This window comes from Bradyrhizobium sp. USDA 4341, assembly GCF_054063755.1.
This window is the reverse complement of the sequence record NZ_JBSSGO010000002.1, coordinates 5,155,632-5,174,578: the sequence shown is the minus strand read 5'-3', so window position 1 is coordinate 5,174,578 and position 18,947 is coordinate 5,155,632. Positions and strand designations below refer to the sequence as shown.

15 protein-coding genes and 1 pseudogene are annotated in these 18,947 nt (G+C 64.3%); 7 read left to right on the top strand and 9 right to left on the bottom strand.

Annotated features, from left to right (window positions below):
* Positions 1 to 148: 148 nt before the first annotated feature.
* The 6 genes from gyrB to rpsT all read right to left on the bottom strand — a co-directional run bounded on the left by gyrB (position 149) and on the right by rpsT (position 8,671).
* Complete coding sequence (gene gyrB, locus ACVIGB_RS30545) at positions 149 to 2,584, bottom strand: DNA topoisomerase (ATP-hydrolyzing) subunit B (RefSeq protein WP_456719863.1); 2,436 nt, start codon at positions 2,582 to 2,584, stop codon at positions 149 to 151.
* A gap of 229 nt (positions 2,585 to 2,813) precedes the next feature.
* Positions 2,814 to 3,950 carry a DNA replication/repair protein RecF gene (gene recF / locus ACVIGB_RS30540; protein ID WP_456719864.1) on the bottom strand — a complete coding sequence of 379 codons (1,137 nt, stop codon included), beginning with the start codon at positions 3,948 to 3,950 and terminating at the stop codon, positions 2,814 to 2,816.
* Between the two features lie 46 nt (positions 3,951 to 3,996).
* Entirely contained in the window at positions 3,997 to 4,284 is a 288-nt protein-coding gene (locus tag ACVIGB_RS30535) for a GIY-YIG nuclease family protein (RefSeq protein WP_456719865.1), read from the bottom strand.
* 51 nt (positions 4,285 to 4,335) lie between these two features.
* A complete protein-coding gene (gene dnaN, locus ACVIGB_RS30530; protein ID WP_074126563.1) occupies positions 4,336 to 5,454 on the bottom strand; it encodes a DNA polymerase III subunit beta in 1,119 nt (372 codons plus the stop codon).
* A gap of 280 nt (positions 5,455 to 5,734) precedes the next feature.
* Positions 5,735 to 7,165, bottom strand: a complete 1,431-nt coding sequence (gene dnaA, locus ACVIGB_RS30525) for a chromosomal replication initiator protein DnaA (RefSeq protein WP_456719866.1) — start codon at positions 7,163 to 7,165, stop codon at positions 5,735 to 5,737.
* A 1,239-nt stretch (positions 7,166 to 8,404) separates the two neighbouring features.
* Entirely contained in the window at positions 8,405 to 8,671 is a 267-nt protein-coding gene (gene rpsT, locus ACVIGB_RS30520) for a 30S ribosomal protein S20 (RefSeq protein ID WP_029079417.1), read from the bottom strand.
* Between the two features lie 371 nt (positions 8,672 to 9,042).
* On the opposite strand from rpsT, the gene ACVIGB_RS30515 reads away from it, so the two are divergent.
* The 3 genes from ACVIGB_RS30515 to ACVIGB_RS30505 all read left to right on the top strand — a co-directional run bounded on the left by ACVIGB_RS30515 (position 9,043) and on the right by ACVIGB_RS30505 (position 11,033).
* Complete coding sequence (locus ACVIGB_RS30515) at positions 9,043 to 9,360, top strand: hypothetical protein (RefSeq protein ID WP_092120555.1); 318 nt, start codon at positions 9,043 to 9,045, stop codon at positions 9,358 to 9,360.
* Positions 9,361 to 9,500: 140 nt separating this feature from the next.
* Positions 9,501 to 10,157, top strand: coding sequence for a peptide-methionine (S)-S-oxide reductase MsrA (gene msrA, locus ACVIGB_RS30510; RefSeq protein WP_092120552.1), 657 nt, complete (start codon positions 9,501 to 9,503; stop codon positions 10,155 to 10,157).
* A gap of 126 nt (positions 10,158 to 10,283) precedes the next feature.
* Positions 10,284 to 11,033, top strand: a complete 750-nt coding sequence (locus ACVIGB_RS30505) for a polysaccharide biosynthesis/export family protein (protein ID WP_456719867.1) — start codon at positions 10,284 to 10,286, stop codon at positions 11,031 to 11,033.
* A gap of 135 nt (positions 11,034 to 11,168) precedes the next feature.
* Here the strand turns inward: ACVIGB_RS30505 and ACVIGB_RS30500 are convergent, their stop codons facing one another.
* The 3 genes from ACVIGB_RS30500 to ACVIGB_RS30490 are packed head-to-tail and all read right to left on the bottom strand — an operon-like array spanning position 11,169 to position 13,020.
* Complete coding sequence (locus ACVIGB_RS30500; RefSeq protein ID WP_456719868.1) at positions 11,169 to 11,843, bottom strand: dienelactone hydrolase family protein; 675 nt, start codon at positions 11,841 to 11,843, stop codon at positions 11,169 to 11,171.
* A gap of 50 nt (positions 11,844 to 11,893) precedes the next feature.
* Positions 11,894 to 12,235: a hypothetical protein gene (locus tag ACVIGB_RS30495; protein ID WP_456719869.1), complete on the bottom strand. Its 342-nt coding sequence runs from the start codon at positions 12,233 to 12,235 to the stop codon at positions 11,894 to 11,896.
* The gene (locus ACVIGB_RS30490) at positions 12,232 to 13,020 is read right to left on the bottom strand and encodes an alpha/beta fold hydrolase (RefSeq protein WP_456719870.1); all 789 of its coding nucleotides are present in this window, start codon (positions 13,018 to 13,020) and stop codon (positions 12,232 to 12,234) included. The genes ACVIGB_RS30495 and ACVIGB_RS30490 overlap by 4 nt, the downstream gene beginning before the upstream one ends.
* 287 nt (positions 13,021 to 13,307) lie before the next feature.
* Here ACVIGB_RS30490 and ACVIGB_RS30485 point away from each other — a divergent pair, with 287 nt between their 5' ends.
* The 4 genes and pseudogenes from ACVIGB_RS30485 (at position 13,308) to ACVIGB_RS30470 (ending at position 18,906) form a co-directional block, all read left to right on the top strand.
* On the top strand, positions 13,308 to 13,799 hold the full coding sequence (locus ACVIGB_RS30485; RefSeq protein WP_176534725.1) for a (2Fe-2S)-binding protein: 492 nt from the start codon (positions 13,308 to 13,310) through the stop codon (positions 13,797 to 13,799).
* Positions 13,796 to 16,082 (top strand): annotated as a pseudogene (locus tag ACVIGB_RS30480) (molybdopterin cofactor-binding domain-containing protein). Before ACVIGB_RS30485 ends, ACVIGB_RS30480 begins: the two are co-directional and overlap by 4 nt.
* Before the next feature lie 294 nt (positions 16,083 to 16,376).
* The gene (locus tag ACVIGB_RS30475) at positions 16,377 to 17,474 is read left to right on the top strand and encodes an HD-GYP domain-containing protein (RefSeq protein ID WP_456719872.1); all 1,098 of its coding nucleotides are present in this window, start codon (positions 16,377 to 16,379) and stop codon (positions 17,472 to 17,474) included.
* A 142-nt stretch (positions 17,475 to 17,616) separates the two neighbouring features.
* Entirely contained in the window at positions 17,617 to 18,906 is a 1,290-nt protein-coding gene (locus ACVIGB_RS30470; RefSeq protein WP_456719873.1) for a cytochrome P450, read from the top strand.
* The last annotated feature ends 41 nt before the right edge of the window (positions 18,907 to 18,947 follow it).

Genomic DNA, 18,947 nt, shown 5'->3' with positions numbered 1-18,947 from the left:
TGTCCGGCACCGTAACACAACTCCCGGCGCAGCTTCCACACGAAAGGTAGCCGCGCGACGGTACGGAGCGCGCGGTCACGGACACGTCATCTTGGCCGAGCCGTCGCGTCGGAAAGCGCATGTCCGCCTGGCCGCCGGGAGCAGGTCCCTAGATGTCGATGGTGGCGCTGAGCGAGTTTTCCTGGATGAAGTCGCGGCGCGGTTCGACGACGTCGCCCATCAGCTTGGTGAAGATATCGTCGGCCTCGTCGACCTCCTTGATCTTCACCTGGAGCAGCGAGCGCGCCTCGGTGTCCAGCGTGGTCTCCCACAGCTGCTCCGGATTCATCTCGCCGAGACCTTTGTAGCGCTGCAGCGAGATACCCTTGCGAGCAGCGTCGGTCACGGCCTCGAACAGGTCGATCGGGCCGTGAATGGTCTGCTCGGCATCCTTGCGCCGGAGCTTGCCCGCCCGCACGTAGATCTCCTGCAGCCTGGTCGCATACTCGTCGAGCTTGCGTGCATCGGCCGAGCCAAGAAACGCGTCGTCAATCACGGCCACTTCCTTGACGCCGCGCACGGTGCGCTCGAACTGGAAGCCCTGGCCTTCAGTGAAGGTGCCGATCCAGCCGCGCTCCACTTCGTCGGCAACCGCGTCCAGCCGCTTGGCGATGTAATCAGCCGCGGAGTTGGCGGTCGCGATATCGCTGGTGATTCTCGGGGTCAGCACGCCGGCGATCGCGGCCTGCTCGATCACCGCGCGATTGTAGCGGCTGTGAAGGTTGCGCAGCACGGAGCGGATCGTCCGGGCGTCTTCGACCAGCGACAGCAGATCACGGCCCGAGCGGTCTTCGCCGGAAGCCGGCTTGAAGACGCATTCGTCGAGCCCGGTCGAGATCAGATAATCCTCGAGCGCGCGCTCGTCCTTCAGATATTGCTCGGACTTGCCGCGCGAGACCTTATAGAGCGGCGGCTGGGCGATATAGAGAAAGCCGCCATCGATGATCGAGCGCATCTGGCGATAGAAGAAGGTCAACAGCAGCGTGCGGATATGAGCGCCGTCGACGTCGGCGTCGGTCATCACGATGATCTTGTGATAGCGCAGCTTGTCGACCGAGAAATCGTCGCTGATGCCGGTGCCGAGCGCGGTGATCAGCGTGCCGATCTGCTCCGACGACAGCATCTTGTCTGGGCGCACGCGCTCGACATTGAGGATCTTGCCGCGCAGCGGCAGCACCGCCTGGAATTCGCGGTTGCGGCCCTGCTTGGCGCTGCCGCCTGCCGAGTCGCCCTCGACGATGAACAGTTCGGACTTCGCAGGATCCTTCTCCTGGCAGTCGGCGAGCTTGCCGGGCAGCGAGGAGACGCTGAGCGGGTTCTTGCGGGTCAGCTCGCGTGCCTTGCGCGCAGCCTCGCGGGCAGCGGCGGCCTGGATCACCTTGCCGACGATTTCCTTGGCTTCCTTCGGATTCTCCTCGAACCAGGCCGCGAGCGCCTCGTTCAGGACGTTCTCGACCACCGGTCGAACCTCCGAGGACACCAGCTTGTCCTTGGTCTGCGACGAGAATTTCGGATCGGGCACCTTCACCGACAGCACCGCGGTGAGGCCTTCGCGGCAATCGTCGCCGGTCAGCGCGATCTTTTCCTTCTTCGCATTGGCCTCGGCATAGCCGTTGACCTGGCGCGTCAGCGCGCCGCGGAAGCCGGCCAGATGGGTGCCGCCGTCGCGCTGCGGGATGTTGTTGGTGAAGCACAGCACGTTCTCGTGGTAGCTGTCGTTCCACCACAGCGCGGCTTCGACGCCGATGCCGTTGGCTTCCGCACGCACCATGATCGGCGCCGGCACGATCGCCTTCTTGTTGCGGTCGAGATATTTGACGAATTCCTCGACACCGCCGGAATAGTGCATCTCTTCGCGCTTCTCGACCGCGTGGCGCATGTCGGACAGCACGATGTGGACGCCGGAATTGAGGAAGGCGAGCTCGCGCAGCCGGTGCTCGAGCGTCGCGAAATCATATTCGATGTTCTTGAAGGTCTCGGGCGAGGCGAGGAAGGTGACCTCGGTGCCGCGCTTGCCCGGGGCATCGCCGACCACCTTGAGCGGCGCCACGGCATCGCCGTGCGCGAATTCGATGTAGTGCTCCTTGTCGTCGCGCCAGATCCGCAAGCCCAGCCTGCTGGACAGCGCGTTGACGACGGAGACGCCGACGCCGTGCAGACCGCCGGAGACCTTGTAGGAGTTCTGGTCGAACTTTCCGCCGGCGTGGAGCTGGGTCATGATGACCTCGGCCGCCGAGACGCCTTCGCCCTTATGGATGCCGACCGGAATGCCGCGGCCGTCGTCGTACACGGTGACGGAATTGTCGGCGTTGAGGGTAACCAGGACGCGGCTTGCATGGCCCGCCAGCGCTTCGTCGATCGCGTTGTCGACGACCTCGTAGACCATGTGGTGCAGGCCGGAACCGTCGTCGGTGTCGCCGATATACATGCCGGGCCGCTTGCGGACGGCGTCGAGGCCCTTCAGCACCCGGATCGATTCCGCACCATATTCGGCCGGAATGGGATGCTCAGATTCGGCAGGGGTCTGCCGGGCAGGTTCAGTCATGTGAGGCCTTCGAGGATGTCCCGAATCAGCTGCACAAAATGAGGCGCTGATTCCGCTATTTGTGCCATGAAAGAGCAGTTGCGCCTAGCGCAAAGTCTCTGTCTACAAACTATTGAATAAATAGGATTTTTTCGGCCTGTTTCAAGGCTCTCAAAGGCCGATTCCGGAGGCTCTGAAAAGCCCGATTCGAAGGCAGATTCGCTCCCCTTTCGGAGGCGATTCCGCGCGCTTAGCCGCGCCGTGTGGCGCGGCCGGATTCGACGTCGAAAATCTCTCCCGTCGGGCCGATGTCGACGAAGGCGGCAGGGTCGGCGCCGGTCATCCAGACCTGTGCACCGAGCTTGGCGAGCTCGTCGAACAGCGCCTTGCGCCTATTCGGATCGAGATGGGCGACGACCTCGTCGAGCAGCAGCAGCGGCACGATGCCGGTCATCTCCGCGACCATCGTGGCATGCGCCAGCACCAGCCCGATCAAGAGCGCCTTCTGCTCGCCGGTCGAGGCGTCGCGCGCCGGCATGCTCTTCGGCGCATAGATCACCTGCAGATCGGTCAGATGTGGGCCGTCGAGCGTGCGCCCGGCGGCGGCGTCGCGCGGACGGCTGGCGCGCAGGATCTCGCGGTAGCGGTCCTCCACCGCGGTCGCAGGCTCCTGCAGCAGCGCGTTCTCCATCCAGCCGTCGAGCATGATCTCGGCGGACGGGAAGGCCGAGGCGGTGCCGCGCGCGTGCAGCATCGTGGCGAGCTTGGCGGCGGTCTGGCCGCGCGATGCGGCGACCGCGACCGCAAGCTCCGCGGTCTCGCGCTCGATCGCATCACACCAATGGTCGTCGTAGTTGCGCACCTCGAGCAGCCGGTTGCGCGAGCGCAGCGAGCGCTCCAGCGCCGAGACCCGGCTGGAGTGCTCGGAATCGATCGCCAGCACCAGGCGGTCGAAGAAGCGCCGCCGCTCGGAGGCGGCGCCCATGAACAGGCCGTCCATCGCCGGCGTCAGCCACACCATGCGCAGGTGGTCACCGAACGCGGTCGCGGACCCCACCGGTTCGCGATCGATGCGGCAGCGTCGGCTGTTGCTCGCCTCGCCGGTCGGGGGATCGATGCCGGTGCCGAGCGTGGCGAGGCCGAGCGCACCCTCGATTTCGGCCGAGACCGCCCAGGAGCCGTCGCCCTGATTGTCGGCGATGTCCTCCAAGGTCGCGCGGCGCAGCCCGCGGCCCGGCGACAGGAACGAGACCGCCTCCATGCAATTGGTCTTGCCGGCGCCGTTCGGCCCGACCAGCACCACCATGTCGCCCGCGACCTGCAGCGTCGCCGTCCGGTAATTCCGGAAATGCGTCAGCGACAGGCGATGAATGCGGGATGGGGTCATGTTACCTTGTTATTGCCGGGCTTGACCCGGCAATCCATTGTCCGCGCTAGCGGACAATTTCGTCATATAAGTCTCGCCAGTCGGGATTGCGGGCAACGATCAGATCAATCTTCCACTCACGCGACCAGTGCTTGATGTTTTTGTCGCGCTGAAGCGCCGCGGCGATTGTCTCATGCGCCTCAAAGTAGACGAGGGTCTTGATGCCGTGCCGCTTGGTAAAGCCTTCGGCGAGACCCTCGCGATGTTCGTAAACTCGCCGGACCAGATTATTGGTCACGCCAACGTAGAGAGTTCCACCGGGCTTGCTCGCGAGGATGTACACCCAATAGGTCATCTCTTGTTCGATGGATGGCCGGATCAAGCCCGGCCATGACGAGAGGAGAAGTCACACTCGCATCGGCATCAGCACGTAGAGCGCGCCCTTGCTGTCGCGGTCCTGCACTAGGGTCGGCGAGCCGGGATCGGCGAGCTTCAGCACCGCGACCTCGCCCTCGATCTGGGCGGCGATGTCGAGCAGATAGCGCGAGTTGAAGCCGATATCGAGCGCATCGGAAGCGTACTCGACCTCGAGCTCTTCGGTGGCGCTGCCGGAATCCGGGTTGGTGACCGAGAGCACCAGCTTGCCGGCGGACAAAGCCAGCTTCACGGCGCGGCCGCGTTCGCTGGAAATGGTCGAGACGCGATCGACGGCGGCCTCGAAATCCTTCTTGTCGACCACCAGTTCCTTGTCGTTGTTCTGCGGAATGACGCGGCCATAGTCCGGGAAGGTGCCGTCGATCAGCTTCGAGGTCAGCACCACATTGCCGAGCGTGAAGCGGATCTTGCCATCCGACAGCTCGATCGAGATCTCGGCGTCGTCGCCCTCGATCAGCCGCTGCACCTCGCCGACCGTCTTGCGCGGGACGATCACGCCGGGCATGCCGGTCGCGCCCTTGGGCAGCGCGAGGTCGATCTGCGCCAGACGATGGCCGTCGGTCGCAACCCCGCGCAGGGTCGCCGCCTTGGCGCTGCCGGCGGCGTGCAGATAGATGCCGTTGAGGTAATAGCGGGTCTCTTCGGTCGAGATCGCAAACTGGGTGCGGTCGATCAGCCGCTTGATGTCGGAGGCCGGCAGTGAGAACGAATGCGTCATGTCGCCGGCGGCAAGGCCCGGGAAATCGCTTTCGGGCAGGGTCTGCAGCGTGAAGCGCGAGCGGCCGGCGCGCACCGCGAGCACCGAGCGGTCGCCGTCGGCCTCCAGCACGATCTGCGAACCGTCGGGCAGCTTGCGGACGATGTCGTAGAACATGTGCGCCGGCACCGTGGTCGAGCCGGCGGTTCCGGTCTCGGCGGCCAAGGTCTCCGTCACCTCGAGATCGAGGTCGGTTGCCTTCAGCGACAATTTGGCGCCCTCGGCGCGGATCAACACGTTGCCGAGGATCGGGATGGTGTTGCGGCGCTCGACCACGCGGTGAACGTGACCCAGCGATTTCAGGAGTTGCGCGCGCTCGACGGTGACCTTCATTGCAATACCCGCCAGATCCCTCAGATGGAAAAGCCGGGCGGCCGTTCAGGGCAGCACCGCGGCATTGGAAACCCGATAAGCCGGATCAATACCGGATTTGATCAAACCCACGGGGGGACCGCAAGGTGGCGCGGATGGGCGGCCGGTGCAAGGGATACGGGCGCGAAACGGGCCCCGTTCCCCACGTTTTGGGCCGGAAAAAAGTTTAGCCCTCCCCTCTTGATAAAGGGGAGGGCTATGGAACGAGCCAGCCAAATGAGGCGGCCTCATTCCTGCAGTCTTATTCCTGCAATTGACGCTTCAGCGATTCGACTTCCTCCGACAGCGTCGTGTCCTTGGCGACCAGTGCCTCAATCTTGCGCACCGCGTGCAACACCGTGGTGTGATCGCGGCCGCCGAAGCGCCGGCCGATCTCCGGCAGCGAGCGCAGGGTCAGCGTCTTGGCCAGATACATTGCAACCTGGCGCGGACGCACCACGTTGGCGGTGCGGCGGGACGACAAGAGGTCGGAGCGGCTGACATTGTACTGCCGGGCGACCACGCGCTGGATGTCCTCGATCTTGATCCGCTTCGGCTCCTGCGGGCGGATCAGGTCGCGCACCTCGCGCTCGGCCATCTCCAGCGTCACCGGCTGGTTGTTGAGCTTGGAGTGCGCCAAGAGGCGGTTGATCGCGCCCTCGAGGTCGCGGCCGTTATGGGTGATGGTGCGCGCCAGATAGTCGAGCACTTCTTCCGGCACATCGAAGGTCGCATGGTGGGCGCGGGCCGCGGCGACGCGCGACTTGAGGATACCAAGCCGCAGTTCCTCGCCGAGCGAACCCATCTCGACCACTAGGCCACCGGCGAGCCGCGAGCGCACGCGGTCGTCGAGGCTTTCGAGGTCGGACGGCGGACGGTCGGCGGCGATCACGACCTGACGGCCAGCGTCGATCAGCGCGTTCAGCGTGTGGCAGAACTCGGCCTGCGTCGACTTGCCCTGCAGGAACTGCAGATCGTCGATGACCAGCACGTCGATGCCGCGCAGCGCCTCCTTGAACGCCAGCGCCGTCTGCGTCTTCAGCGCTGCGACGAAGCCGTACATGAACTTCTCGGCCGTGAGATACAGCACCTTGCGCTCGCCGCCGGAATTGCCGGCCCAGGTCACCGCTTGCAGCAGGTGCGTCTTGCCGAGGCCGACGCCGGCATGGATGTAGAGCGGGTTGAACATCACGGGATCGCCGCGGCGACCTTCCGCGACCTGGCGCGCAGCCGCATGGGCCAGCGTGTTCGAACGGCCGACGACGAAGCTTGCAAAGGTCAGGCGCGGATCGAGCGGCGAGCCGCCGAGCGCATCATGGCTGGCGGACACCGGCGCCGTCGCGAACGAGCGCAGTTCAGGCGCGGGACGGCCGTCATTGCGCTCGACACGGCGCGCTTCCACCGGTGCAGCCGCTTCCTTCACGGGGGCCATCGCGCGGATCGCCGAGCGCACGGTGAGGTCGATGCGATGCACTTCGGGCATCTCGGCCTGCCAGCAGGAGAGCACGCGTTCGGCGTAATGCGCCTGGATCCAGCTCTTGAGGAACCGGGTCGGAACCGACAGATGCACGCTCTCATCGTGCACGCTCTCGAGATCCATCCGCGCGAACCAACTCGTGTAGACGTCCTCGCCAACGCTCGTCCGCAAACGTCCCTTTACCCGCGACCAGCGATCCTGTTCCGTGTTCGTCATTGCCTTCGTACTTTTCCAAAACTGAGAGATGATGATTGCGAAAGCGCCGCGCAGGGGTCCTGCCACGACGCGACCTCTAGCGGGCGCGGTCTGCTCCGGACAAAGCTCTCCCGTGTGGCGGCCATGCGCCACGCGACAGGTCAGCTGTTTGGAGAAGATGCGTCCCGCGAGGTCAGCGCGTACTCGACGGCCTCTGCGGGTAAGAGCCAGCGTCCGAGGGGTTGATTACGGCACCACAGGAAATCTGCACTTGGGCTGTCGTTGGTTCGACTGCAGTGATGATACCGTAAGGCATAAGTCCTCCCCCTCCCACCGCGACGTATCGCGGCAAGTTGCCAGTTTGCTCGTGTCTTCAAAATCGAACTGCCGCTACCGAACACCGAGATGCCCGGCGCTTCGCCGCCGCGTGTCGTCGTCAACCCGTTCGCCCGCGCCGCGTTCCCGTTGCCAGATTCCGACTGACGCCCTGGTCTCTCTTGTTCGATCCCCCAAATCGTCGGGGGCACCGCCGGAGATATTTTGACACAGGTCGACCGTCCTCATATCGCTATGAGCCGTCAATCTAGCTTCGCTTGGAAAGCGTCGCTAACGCGCACACCGCCGCCGATTTGCACGTCCGCCCTTGGGTCTCAAACCGCGCTGATCTGGAGATCCGTGGGCGTCGCGAACAAGAAATAAATACACCAAGCGCATTTCCTGACAATCCGTGGATTCGACGGGGGTCGAGACTCTTGGCGACTGTTGCGGTGTTGCCGACGCTGAGTTGCGAAAGCAAGGTTTTGAATCAGCGCACAGATTCACGCGTGTCACAAACGACGGTGCAATACCAAAAATTTTTCATAGAAAATTTACATTTGGTCTCGCGCCGGTCATTTTTCCAATCGCTGTTCAGCGCTATGTGCATAAGTAATTCGCGAGACGTCATTTTTCGCGATTGCTTTTGCAGGGTAACCCCGCTGCGCAATTTTCAACGCGAGATATTCGCGCGCTATTCCATCTATCCAGCTTAGTGCAGAACAATCTGTGGGCGAGTGCGGCGCGTTAAGCATAATGAGCCGGTAGAACTACGGACGCGACGAAACATGGCACGCAGTTCGTTGCGCGGCAACGCCGACTCTTCTCGCGCTACGAAACTTCCACGACAAAATGCGAGACCAAAACAAAAAGCCCGGCGCGAGCCGGGCTTCGTGACAAATGTGTTCTTCGGTCAGCTCACGCGGCGAGCTGTACTCGCTGAGCTTACTTGGCGAGCTTGGCGATGCTCTGCGTGAGGCGCGACACCTTACGGCTCGCGAGGTTCTTGTGAATGATGTTGCGCTGCGCTGCCTTCATCAGTTCGGGCTCGGCCTTGCTCATCGCCTTCAGTGCCGCCTCGCGGTCGCCGCTCTTGATTGCTTCCTCGACGGTGCGCACCGCGCCACGCATCTGCGTGCGGCGCGACTTGTTGACGATGGTGCGGCGGGCAATCTTGCGGGTCGCCTTCTTGGCGGAGGTGGTGTTGGCCATGGTTCTCTAACTGTCCTTCGGCGGTGATCGCTCGGTGGTCGGGCTTGCGCGCACCGGCCGGTTCAAATCTCAACTCTGATGTATTTGTCCAAGGTGTTTTCTTGGGTGTCCTTGAGGCGGCCATGCCAAGGCGCATAATGCTGCCCCCGCATGCGGCACTGTCCAAAGAACAGCGGCGGCAGGATTGCGCCCGCCGCCATCGGCCGGTCTTATAGATGGCGCAGACTTAACCGTCAACGCTTTCGGGACCGAAAAAGGGCCTGAAATCGGCCTCGCGAGGTCCGGATAAGCCGCTGAAGAGGTTGAATTTCCGGGGGGCGCCCGGTAAGGCCTGTCGACGCGTGGGGCGCGACAGGGAGTTAGGGTGACGCATGATCCGCGGCTTTTTCCGCCTGATCGGCCTTTTGCTGCTGGCCGGCAGTTTCATCTTCATGGTCTATGACGGGGCCCGCTACGTCGCCGACCAGAGCCTGCGGTTCACCCAATTCGGCCAGTTCTGGAACGATATCCATCAGTCGAGCCAGCAGGCGTTCCATGCCTGGGTGGATCGCTTCGCGCCCTGGCTCTGGAACGGCGTGATCCGCGTGCTTCTGGAGCAGCCGGTGTTCGCGGTGCTTGGCATTGCCGGCATCCTGCTGATGATCCTGTTCCGGCCGCGCAAGCCGCTGATCGGCTACGCACGCGACTGAGCTGGCTGCAGCCCGCTTGAGCTTCTCTTGGCCGCAGCCGTCAGTAACGGGGCTGCCATCATCCGCGTAAGGACATATATAGGTGACAGCCGGCCCGCAGGCCGTTGCCGCGTCGGCCGATGTCCCGCCCGGAGGTATCCATGTTGTTCATGCGCAAGACCACCGCGTTGCCAAGCGCCGCCGAGGCGCTGCCAGGCCGCGCGACGCCGATCCCGACCGCGACCACGCATTTCGTCAATGGCAGCAAATTGACGCCGCCCTATCCGCAAGGCCTCGAGCAGGCCGTGTTCGGCCTCGGCTGCTTCTGGGGCGCGGAACGGAAGTTCTGGGAACTCGGCGACGGCATCTACACCACCGCGGTCGGCTATGCCGGCGGCCACACGCCGAACCCGACCTATGAAGAGGTGTGCTCGGGACGCACCGGCCACACCGAAGTCGTGCTGGTCGTGTTCGACCCGAAGAAGATCTCCTACGAGAAGCTGCTGAAGACGTTCTGGGAGAACCACAACCCGACGCAGGGCATGCGCCAGGGCAACGACATCGGCACGCAGTATCGTTCCGCGATCTACACGTTCAGCGACGCGCAGCACAAAGCCGCCGATGCGTCGCAGGCGATGTATCAGAAGGCGCTCGCCGCCAAGGGCCTCGGCGCGATCACGACGGAAGTGGCACCGGCCGGCGAGTTCTACTTCGCCGAGGACTACCATCAGCAATACCTCGCCAAGAATCCGGCGGGCTATTGCGGGCTTGGTGGCACCGGCGTGTCCTGCCCGATCGGCGTTGGCGTCACCGCCTGATCGCTCTGTCATGCGCTAAATCGAAGGGGAGGCGGGCTTTCGTCTCCCCATTCGGTCCTCGAAAACCCTTTATTAACCATAAGTGGTGCAAGACTGGGCTTGTCTCGCCGTTGAGGGATAGGTCCGGTGCCGGTTGCACGCGCGTTACGATTGCCGATCACTGCCGTTGTGGCTGCGCTCGCGCTGTCTGGCTGCATGAGCACGTCCGGTCCAGTCGCCGTGGGCCCCCAAGGTGTCGATGCCGTCACCTATGGACCGGCTTACGCATCCGCCCCGGTTGCTGACGGAGGCGGCGGAGGTGCGATCAGCGCACTGCGTTCCGCCTTCGCCAGCTCTTCTCCCGCTTATGGCTATACCGCGCCGGGTGCCGCCCCGGTGGTTTATGCCGCCGCACCGGGTGGGCCCGCCGGTTACGACAACTCCTATCATCTCGGCCCGGGCGACAAGCTCCGCGTCGTGGTCTACGGCCAGGAAGGCCTGACCAACTCCTACGCGATCGACGCCGCCGGCTCGATCACCATGCCGCTGATCGGCTCGGTGCCGGCACGTGGCCGCACGCCGGCCGGGCTCGCCGGCGAAATCTCGGCACGGCTGCGCAACGGCTTCATCCGCGATCCTTCGGTGGCGGTCGAGATCGAGTCCTACCGGCCGTTCTTCATCCTCGGCGAGGTCCAGGCTCCCGGCCAGTATCCCTACGTGCCGAACATGACCGTCGAAAGCGCGGTCGCGATAGCCGGCGGCTTCTCGCCGCGCGCCAAGCGCGACCAGGTCACCCTCACCCATACGGATGCGTCCGGCTCCGGCCGCTTCGTGGTGCCGCTGGGCACGCCGATGAGCCCGGGCGATACGGTGTTCGTCGGCGAGCGCTGGTTTTAAAGCAACGTCTCTCCATTAGTCATTCCGGGGCGCGCGAAGCGCGAACCCGGAATCCATCACTCCGCGCGTCTTGCGGCGAAATGGATTCCGGGCCTGCGCCTTGCGGCGCATCCCGGAATGACGAGATGGAAAGAGCTATCGCCGCAAATACTTCGCGAAAAATTCCATGCTGCGCGGCCAGGCGATGTCGGCGCTCGCCTTGTCGTAGCTGGCGCGCTCGTCGCAATGGAAGCCGTGCTGCGCGCCCGGATAGATGAACACCTCGACCTCGGGCCGCTTCGACTTGATGGTCTCGACATCGCTCAAGGGAATGCCGGCATCCTTCTCGCCGAAATGTAGCTGCGTCGGCACGGCCGGCTTGTCGTCGGCGAAGCGGATGATGGCGCCGCCGTAATAGCCGATGGCAGCCGAGAGCCCGGTCAACTTGGTGGCGGCCGCATAGGCGATGCTGCCGCCAAGGCAGAAGCCGATGATGCCGACCGGCCCGACCGACTTCACCGCGTCGATCGCCGCCTGGCTGTCGCGCAGCATCGCGGCAAAGTCCGGATTGGCGACGAACTTTCGCGCCTCGGCCACCTCATCGGGGGAGTAGCCGCTCTGGAAGTTCGGTGTGATGCGGTCGAAGATCGACGGCGCAACCGCGACATAGCCTTCCTTCGCCAGCCGGTCGCAAACCGAGCGGATGTGGTGGTTGACGCCAAAGATCTCCTGGATCACCACGATCGCGCCCTTCGGCGCGCCGGCGGGATCGGCGCGATAGGCACCGAGTTCAAATCCGTCCGAAGCCTTGAGTTTGATGTCTTGTCCCATGGTCCATCCTTGTCATGTTGGGGGTTGCATGAAGCTTTCGATGATGAGGTTTAGCGCCACATCCAGTTCTCGCCCCAGTCGCCCTTCCAGCCGGCGAGCCGGCCCTTGCGGAATTGCAGGAAGAGACGGTCATGGTGCGGGAACAGCCCGCTGCCGCCGAGGTCGCGGAAGGTCAGGAAGACCTCGTTGCCGGGCCGCCCGCTGACATGGGTGAAGGGGGTGCCGAGCGCGCGCTGCGCGTCCGCGACGTCCATGCCGAACACCAGCGGTGTGTTGTTCGACAGCGTCGCGGTGAAGGTCGGCGTGGCCGGGTCGGCGAACGGCCGTAGCTTCTGGGCGTTCGCTCCCGTCGCGGCCGCCGTCAGCAGCAAGGCGACGACAATCGTCTTCATGAGGCGGCCTTTCCCGGCGCGCCGGCTTCAAGGCTATCGAGGAACGGCAGCACGGCGGCGATGAAGGCCTGCGGCTGGTCGATGTTGACGGCATGGCCGGCGTTCGGAATCACCGCTTTCTGCGCACCCGGGATCTTCGCCGCCATGTAGTCGGACGCCGCCAGGAACGGCGTGTCGTCAGCCCCGACCACGACCAGCGACGGGACCTTGATCCCGGGCAATGACTCGATCACCCGCGCATCGCGTTGCGCCAGCATGCCGCGCGCGGCGAGCGCGAGGCCCCTGGCGTTGCGATGCGTGACCGACGCGCGCTCGGCGCTCAAGGACTTCAGCACCTCGAGCCCCTCACGATCGAAGCGGTCGCCGGTGTCGCGGGCGCGCGTGTTCCAGACCTCGCGGGCGTCGTCCTTCTTGAATCCCGGGCCGGTGTCGATGATCAAGAGCGCGCGCACCCGCTCCGGATGGGCGCGATGAAAGGCGAGCGACATGTAGCCGCCGAGCGACAGGCCGCCGACGATCGCCTTGTCGGCGCCGGCAACATCGAGCAGAGCGGCGATGTCGCCGACCGTCGCCGCTTCACTATAAGCATCCGGATTGTCAGGATAGTCGGACTGGCCGTGCCCGCGCATGTCCCACAGGATCAGCCTGTGCCGCTTCGACAGCGCCTCGATCTGGCCCTGCCACATCGCCGAGGTCGACGAATAGCCGTGGGTGAGGATCAGGGGCGGGCCGCTGCCGTGAATCTCGTAATAGATATCGACGCCGCTGCGGTTGAGCTTGGCCATTGACAGGCTCCTTCTGTTGTCGGTGTCAGGTCCGGCAGCGCTACCGACCTTGGTAGGAGTGATCGATACGGCATCAATACTGGCATTTCAAAAGCTTCATGCCGTTGCCGCATCGCACAACAGGCAGTTTCCGAAATTTATTCTTTTCGAGCAATTCCAAATTGGATTGCCTCCAGCCGGGAACCGGATCATTGTTTCGGCAACTGTCGCTTACCCGGTGGGCGCCAGCCATGACCCAACAGTGAGTTGCCGCCGTAAGCGGCTTCCGACACCGGAAGGGGAGAGAGATGCCAAATCTCAATATCAACGGACGGAATATGTCCGTCGAGGCGGCCAATGACACGCCGCTGCTTTGGGTCATCCGCGAGCAATTGCAGATGACGGGCACCAAATTCGGTTGCGGCGCCGGTCTCTGTGGCGCCTGCACGGTTCACGTCAACGGCGAAGCGGTGCGGTCCTGCCAGACCTCGCTCGCCGACGCCGTCGGCAAGAAGATCACCACCATCGAAGGCCTCTCCGCCAAGGGCGAACATCCCTTGCAGAAGGCCTGGGTCGCCGAGCAGGTGCCGCAATGCGGCTACTGCCAGTCCGGCCAGATCATGCAGGCGGCAGCGCTGCTGTCGAAGAACACCAACCCGACGAAGGAAGAAGTCGTCGCGCATATGGACGGCAATCTCTGCCGTTGCATGACCTATTCACGAATCCAGAAGGCGATCATGCGCGCTGCGTCCGACATGCGCACCGCATCGGCCACCGGATCCGAGCGGAGGGCCACATGAACAAGCACGTGAAAAACCTCGCTCCTGGGACGACCGATCTCAGCCGCCGTTCCTTCCTGGTCGGCACCGCTGCAACCGGCCTCGTGCTCGGCTACGCCGCATCCGGCATCGATGAGGCGCTCGCGGCTACCGCGCCCGCCAACTTCGAGCCGAGCGTCTGGTACTCGATCGCGCCCGATGGTCTCGTCACCGTGACCTGCGGCAAGGCCGACATGGGCCAGCACGTCGCCTCGACGATGGCGCAGATCGTGGCCGAAGAGCTCGGCGCGAACTGGAAGGACATGCGGGTCCAGCTCGCCTCCAACGATCCGAAGTTCAACGATCCCGTGCTGGGCGCGCAGATCACCGGCGGCAGCTGGTCGACGATGATGAACTTCGACGCCATGAGCCGCGCCGGCGCTGCCGGCCGCATCGCATTGACCGAGGCGGCGGCGGCCTCGATGGGCGTGCCGGCCAGCGAGCTGGTGGTGCGTGCGTCGACGATCAGCCATCCGAAGTCGAAGAAGTCGATGTCGTTTGCCGAAGTGGTGAAGAGCGGCAAGGCGACCAAGACCTTCACGGCGGATGATCTGAAGGCGATCAAGCTGAAGTCTGCCGACCAGTACACCATGATCGGCGTCTCGGTGCCGCAGCTCGACATTCCGTTGAAGGTCAACGGCACGGCCAAGTACGGCATCGACGTGATGCTGCCGGGCATGGTCTACGGCGCGCTGGTCACCCCGCCGGTCCGCTACGGCGCCACCGTGAAGTCAGTGGACGATAGCGCGGCGAAGAAGGTGCCGGGCTTCATCAAGGCCGTCACCCTGGACGACAAGACCACGACCACGACCGGCTGGGTCGTCGCGGTCGCCAACACCTATGCGCAGGCCAAGAAAGCGGCCGAGGCGCTGAAGGTGAGCTATGACGGCGGTCCGAACGCCAAACTGTCGAGCGAATCGCTGTTCGCCGAGGCCAAGCGGCTGCAGGGGCTCAGCGATTCCGGTGAGTTCTTCGTCAAGGACGGCGATCCGAACGCAGCCTTCGGCACGGCGGCCAAGGTGTTGGAGGCGGAATACACCACCAACATCAACATCCACGCGCCGATGGAGCCGATGAACGCCACCGCGGAGTTCAAGGGCGACATCCTGCACATCTATTCCGGCAACCAGTTCGCGACGCGCTCCGGTGCGATCGCCGCCGGCGCCGCCGGGATCGATCCGAAGTTCGTGGTGATGCATCAGATGTGGTTGGGCGGCGGCTTCGGCCGGCGTCTCGACGCCGACATGATGGTGCCCGCGGTGCAGGCGGCCAAGGCCGTCGGCAAGCCGGTCAAGGTCATCTACACGCGCGAGAACGACATGACGATGGATTTCTCGCGTCCGCTGACCTACCAAAAAGTAAAGGCTGGCGTGGACGGCGACGGCAAGCTCGTCGCGTTGAGCCACGATGTCGTCTCTGCCTGGCCGACCCAGCGTTGGGGCATCCCCGACTTCCTGTCGCCCTCGGTCGACAAGAAGGGACCGCTCGATGCTTTCACGGTGAACGGTTCGGACTTCTTCTACACTGTCCCCAACCACTATGTGCGGGCGATCAAGAACGAGATGGCGCACAACGCCACCCCGTCGGGTCAGCTCCGTTCGGTGGCGCCGGGGCTGGACGTTCTGGGCGGTCGAAAGCATGGTCGATGAGATCGCGCATGCGACCGGCAAGGATCCGGCCCTGCTTCGCGTCGAGCTGCTCGACGGCAAGGGCAAGAACGACGGCGGCGCGCAGCGTCTCCGTAACACCTTGCTCGCGGCGATGGGTCTCGCCGGCTACGGCACCAAGAAGCTGCCCAAGGGCGAAGGCATGGGCGTTGCCTGCGTGTCGTCGCAGGAGCGCGCCACGGCGAGCTGGACCGCCTGCGTCGCCCACGTCGCCGTCGCCCCGTCGGGCGAGGTGACGGTGAAGAAGCTGACGGTTGCGACCGACGTTGGTACGCAAGTGAATCCTGACGGCATCCGGGCCCAGGTCGAGGGCGCGGCGCTGTGGGGCATGTCACTGGCGCTGTTCGAGAAGGCGACGTTGAAGGACGGCGGCATCGAGCAGACCAATTTCGACACCTACACGCCGCTTCGGATGAGCCAGCTGCCGGAAGTCGCGGTCAATGTCATCGCCAATGGCGAGAAGGCGACCGGCGTCGGCGAGCCCGCCGTGACGGTGGTGGCGCCGGCGATCGGCAATGCCGTCTTCAACGCGGTCGGCGCCCGCGTCCGCGGCCTGCCGATCACCGCGGAGGCCGTCAAGGCCGCGATGAAGGCGTAACGGCCTGAACCAATGAGGACGCCGGAGAGCTTGACCGCTCTCCGGCGTTTTTCTTTGCTCCAGGCGTCCGCCGGATGGTGGCGGCGTCGACGCCTTGATGCTGCAAAAATTCATGATTCGCCGGCGCTGCAGCCGCCCGCCTGCATTTGCGGCGGGCCTGATTCTGCTGGCGGATTCCGCGGTTCCTCAAATTGTATCCATTGCGCTTAACCGCCATTCAGCATCCCCATTAAGCCGGAGGGAACGCATCGTCAGGTAGCGTCTGCTGTCGGTCGTTACCGCGACGGGGATGTCATGACTGCCTTGGCCAATAACCAGACTTCGAAGCGCCGCCTGCTGCTGGCGTCAGATCGAAGCGATCAGAGCAACGAACTCGCCAGCATCCTGCGCTCGGTGGGCGAGGTCGATACCGTTCCGACCTCGGATATTCCCGAGCAGCCGGCCCGCGATCTCTCCGGCATCGTGGTCGACATCAATTTGCGCTCGCCCGAAGCCGTGCAAATGGTCCGCGCCAAGCTGCAGACCGACGCCTATCGCGAGATGCCGCGGCTGTTCGTGCTGGCGGATGCGTTGCATCACGCCTCGATGCAGGCCTGGGCGCTCGGCGCCACCGACACGATCTCGCGGCCGTTCGATGCGCGGGGCATCCTGCAGCGCATCCGCGCCGCGTTTCCCGACAACAGCGGCTATGACGAAACCGACCGCGGCAAGGCGCTCAATCGCGGCGTCGAAGCTGCGCACGGCGTCATGGTCAAGATGTTCGAGCGGATGCGCGCCGGCGAGCCGCTCAGGTTCGAGGACATCGTTGCCGCCGAAAACAAGATCCTCAAGGCGATCAAGCACAACTCGCTGCGTGAATGGCTGACCACGGTCGGCTGCCATCACCAGGAGACCTATCGCCACTGCCTGTTCGTGACCGGCTTTGCGGTGGCGTTCGCGCAGCATCTCGGCATGCGCGACGACGACCAGCGCCGGCTCGCCCGTGCCGCACTGCTGCATGATGTCGGCAAGGCGTTCGTTCCGGTCGCGCTGCTCGACAAGCCCGGCGCTTTCACGGTCGAGGAAATGGCCGAGATGCGCGAACATCCGCGCCGCGGCTACGAGGCGCTGTCGGCGCAGGGCGGCTTCCCGCCGGAAATGCTCGACGTGATCCTGCATCATCACGAATTCCTCGACGGCACCGGCTATCCGAACGGGCTGAGCGGCAACCAGATCAGCGACATCGTCCGCGTCACCACGATCGTCGATGTCTATGCCGCTTTGGTCGAGAAGCGCGCCTACCGGCTGCAATTCACCCACGCCAAGGCGTTCTCCATGATGGAGGAGATGGGCGGCAAGCTCGACCAGCAATTGCTGCAGGCGTTCCGCCCGGTCGCGTTCGGGCATTACTGAGCCCGCCATCATTGCTCCGCCACGCCGCGCAATAGCGTGTGTGGCGCGGCGTTTAGCCAATCAACGCAAGTCGTCCTCCTTACCTCCGCCTAGATTTCGGCGATCATCGGCGCGACCGGTGCTTCGGCAGGTGAGGACGATCATGGACACGACAACGACCGGGGATCTCGATATCCCCGCCAACATCGCGGAAACCCTCGTCGATCCCGTCGCCTATGCCGACGACCGCATCCACGACAGCTATCGCTGGCTGCGCGCCAACAACCCGCTCGGCATCGCGCGGCCCGACCGCTTCGACCCGTTCTGGGTGGTGACCAAGCACGCCCATATCCAGGCAATCAGCCGGCAGAACGACCTGTTCCACAATGCCGACCGCCCGACCACGCTGACGACGCAGGCGCTCGAGGAGCGGGTGCGCAAGATCACCGGCGGGCCCAATCTGGTGCGCTCGCTGGTGCAGATGGATGCGCCCGACCATCCGAAGTACCGCGCGCTGACGCAGGGCTGGTTCATGCCGGCCAATCTCGGCAAGTTCGAGGGCCGCGTCCGCGAGATCGCGCGTGCCACGGTGCAGCGCATGCTCGACCGCGGCGGCGCCTGCGATTTCGTCGAGGACGTCGCGCTCGGCTATCCCCTGCACGTCATCATGGAGATCCTCGGCGTGCCCGAGGCGGACGAGCCGCGGATGCTCAAGTTAACGCAGGAGCTGTTCGGCCCGCAGGATCCCGACACCGCGCGCGTCCGCGAGGCGCTGAGCGCGGAACAGGTCTCGGCGATGTTGCAGGCGATCGTCGCCGACTTCTCCGCCTACTTCCGCAAGATCACCGAAAATCGCCGCCAGAGCCCGCGCGACGATCTCGCCACCGTGATCGCGAATGCGAAGATCGGCGGTGACTACATGCCCGAGCACGATCAGACCAGCTACTACATGATCGTCGCGACCGCGGGCCACGACACCACCTCATCCTCGACCGCGGGCGCGATCTGGGCGCTGGCCAGGGACCCCGCGGAATTTGCCAAGGTGAAGGCCAACCCGGCATTGATCCCAGGCCTGGTCGACGAGGCGATCCGCTGGATGACGCCGGTCAAGCACTTCATGCGCTCGGCCACCGCGGATACCGAACTCGGCGGCCGCAAGATCGCGAAAGGCGACTGGCTGATGCTGTGCTACGCCTCCGGCAATCGCGACGAGGAGGTGTTCGAGGATCCCGATCGCTTCCGCAGCGACCGCAAGCCCAATCGCCACGTCGCGTTCGGCTATGGCGCGCATCTCTGCCTCGGCCAGTATCTGGCCAAGCTCGAGATGCGCATTCTGTTCGAGGAGCTGCTGCCGCACCTGAAATCACTGTCGCTCGACGGCGAGGTGAAGATGACGCAGGCCTATTTTGTCAGTGGCCCGAAGAAGCTGCCGATCCGGTTTGAGGTGAATTGAGCACTTCGCGTCATTGCGACGAGCGAAGCGACGAAGCAATC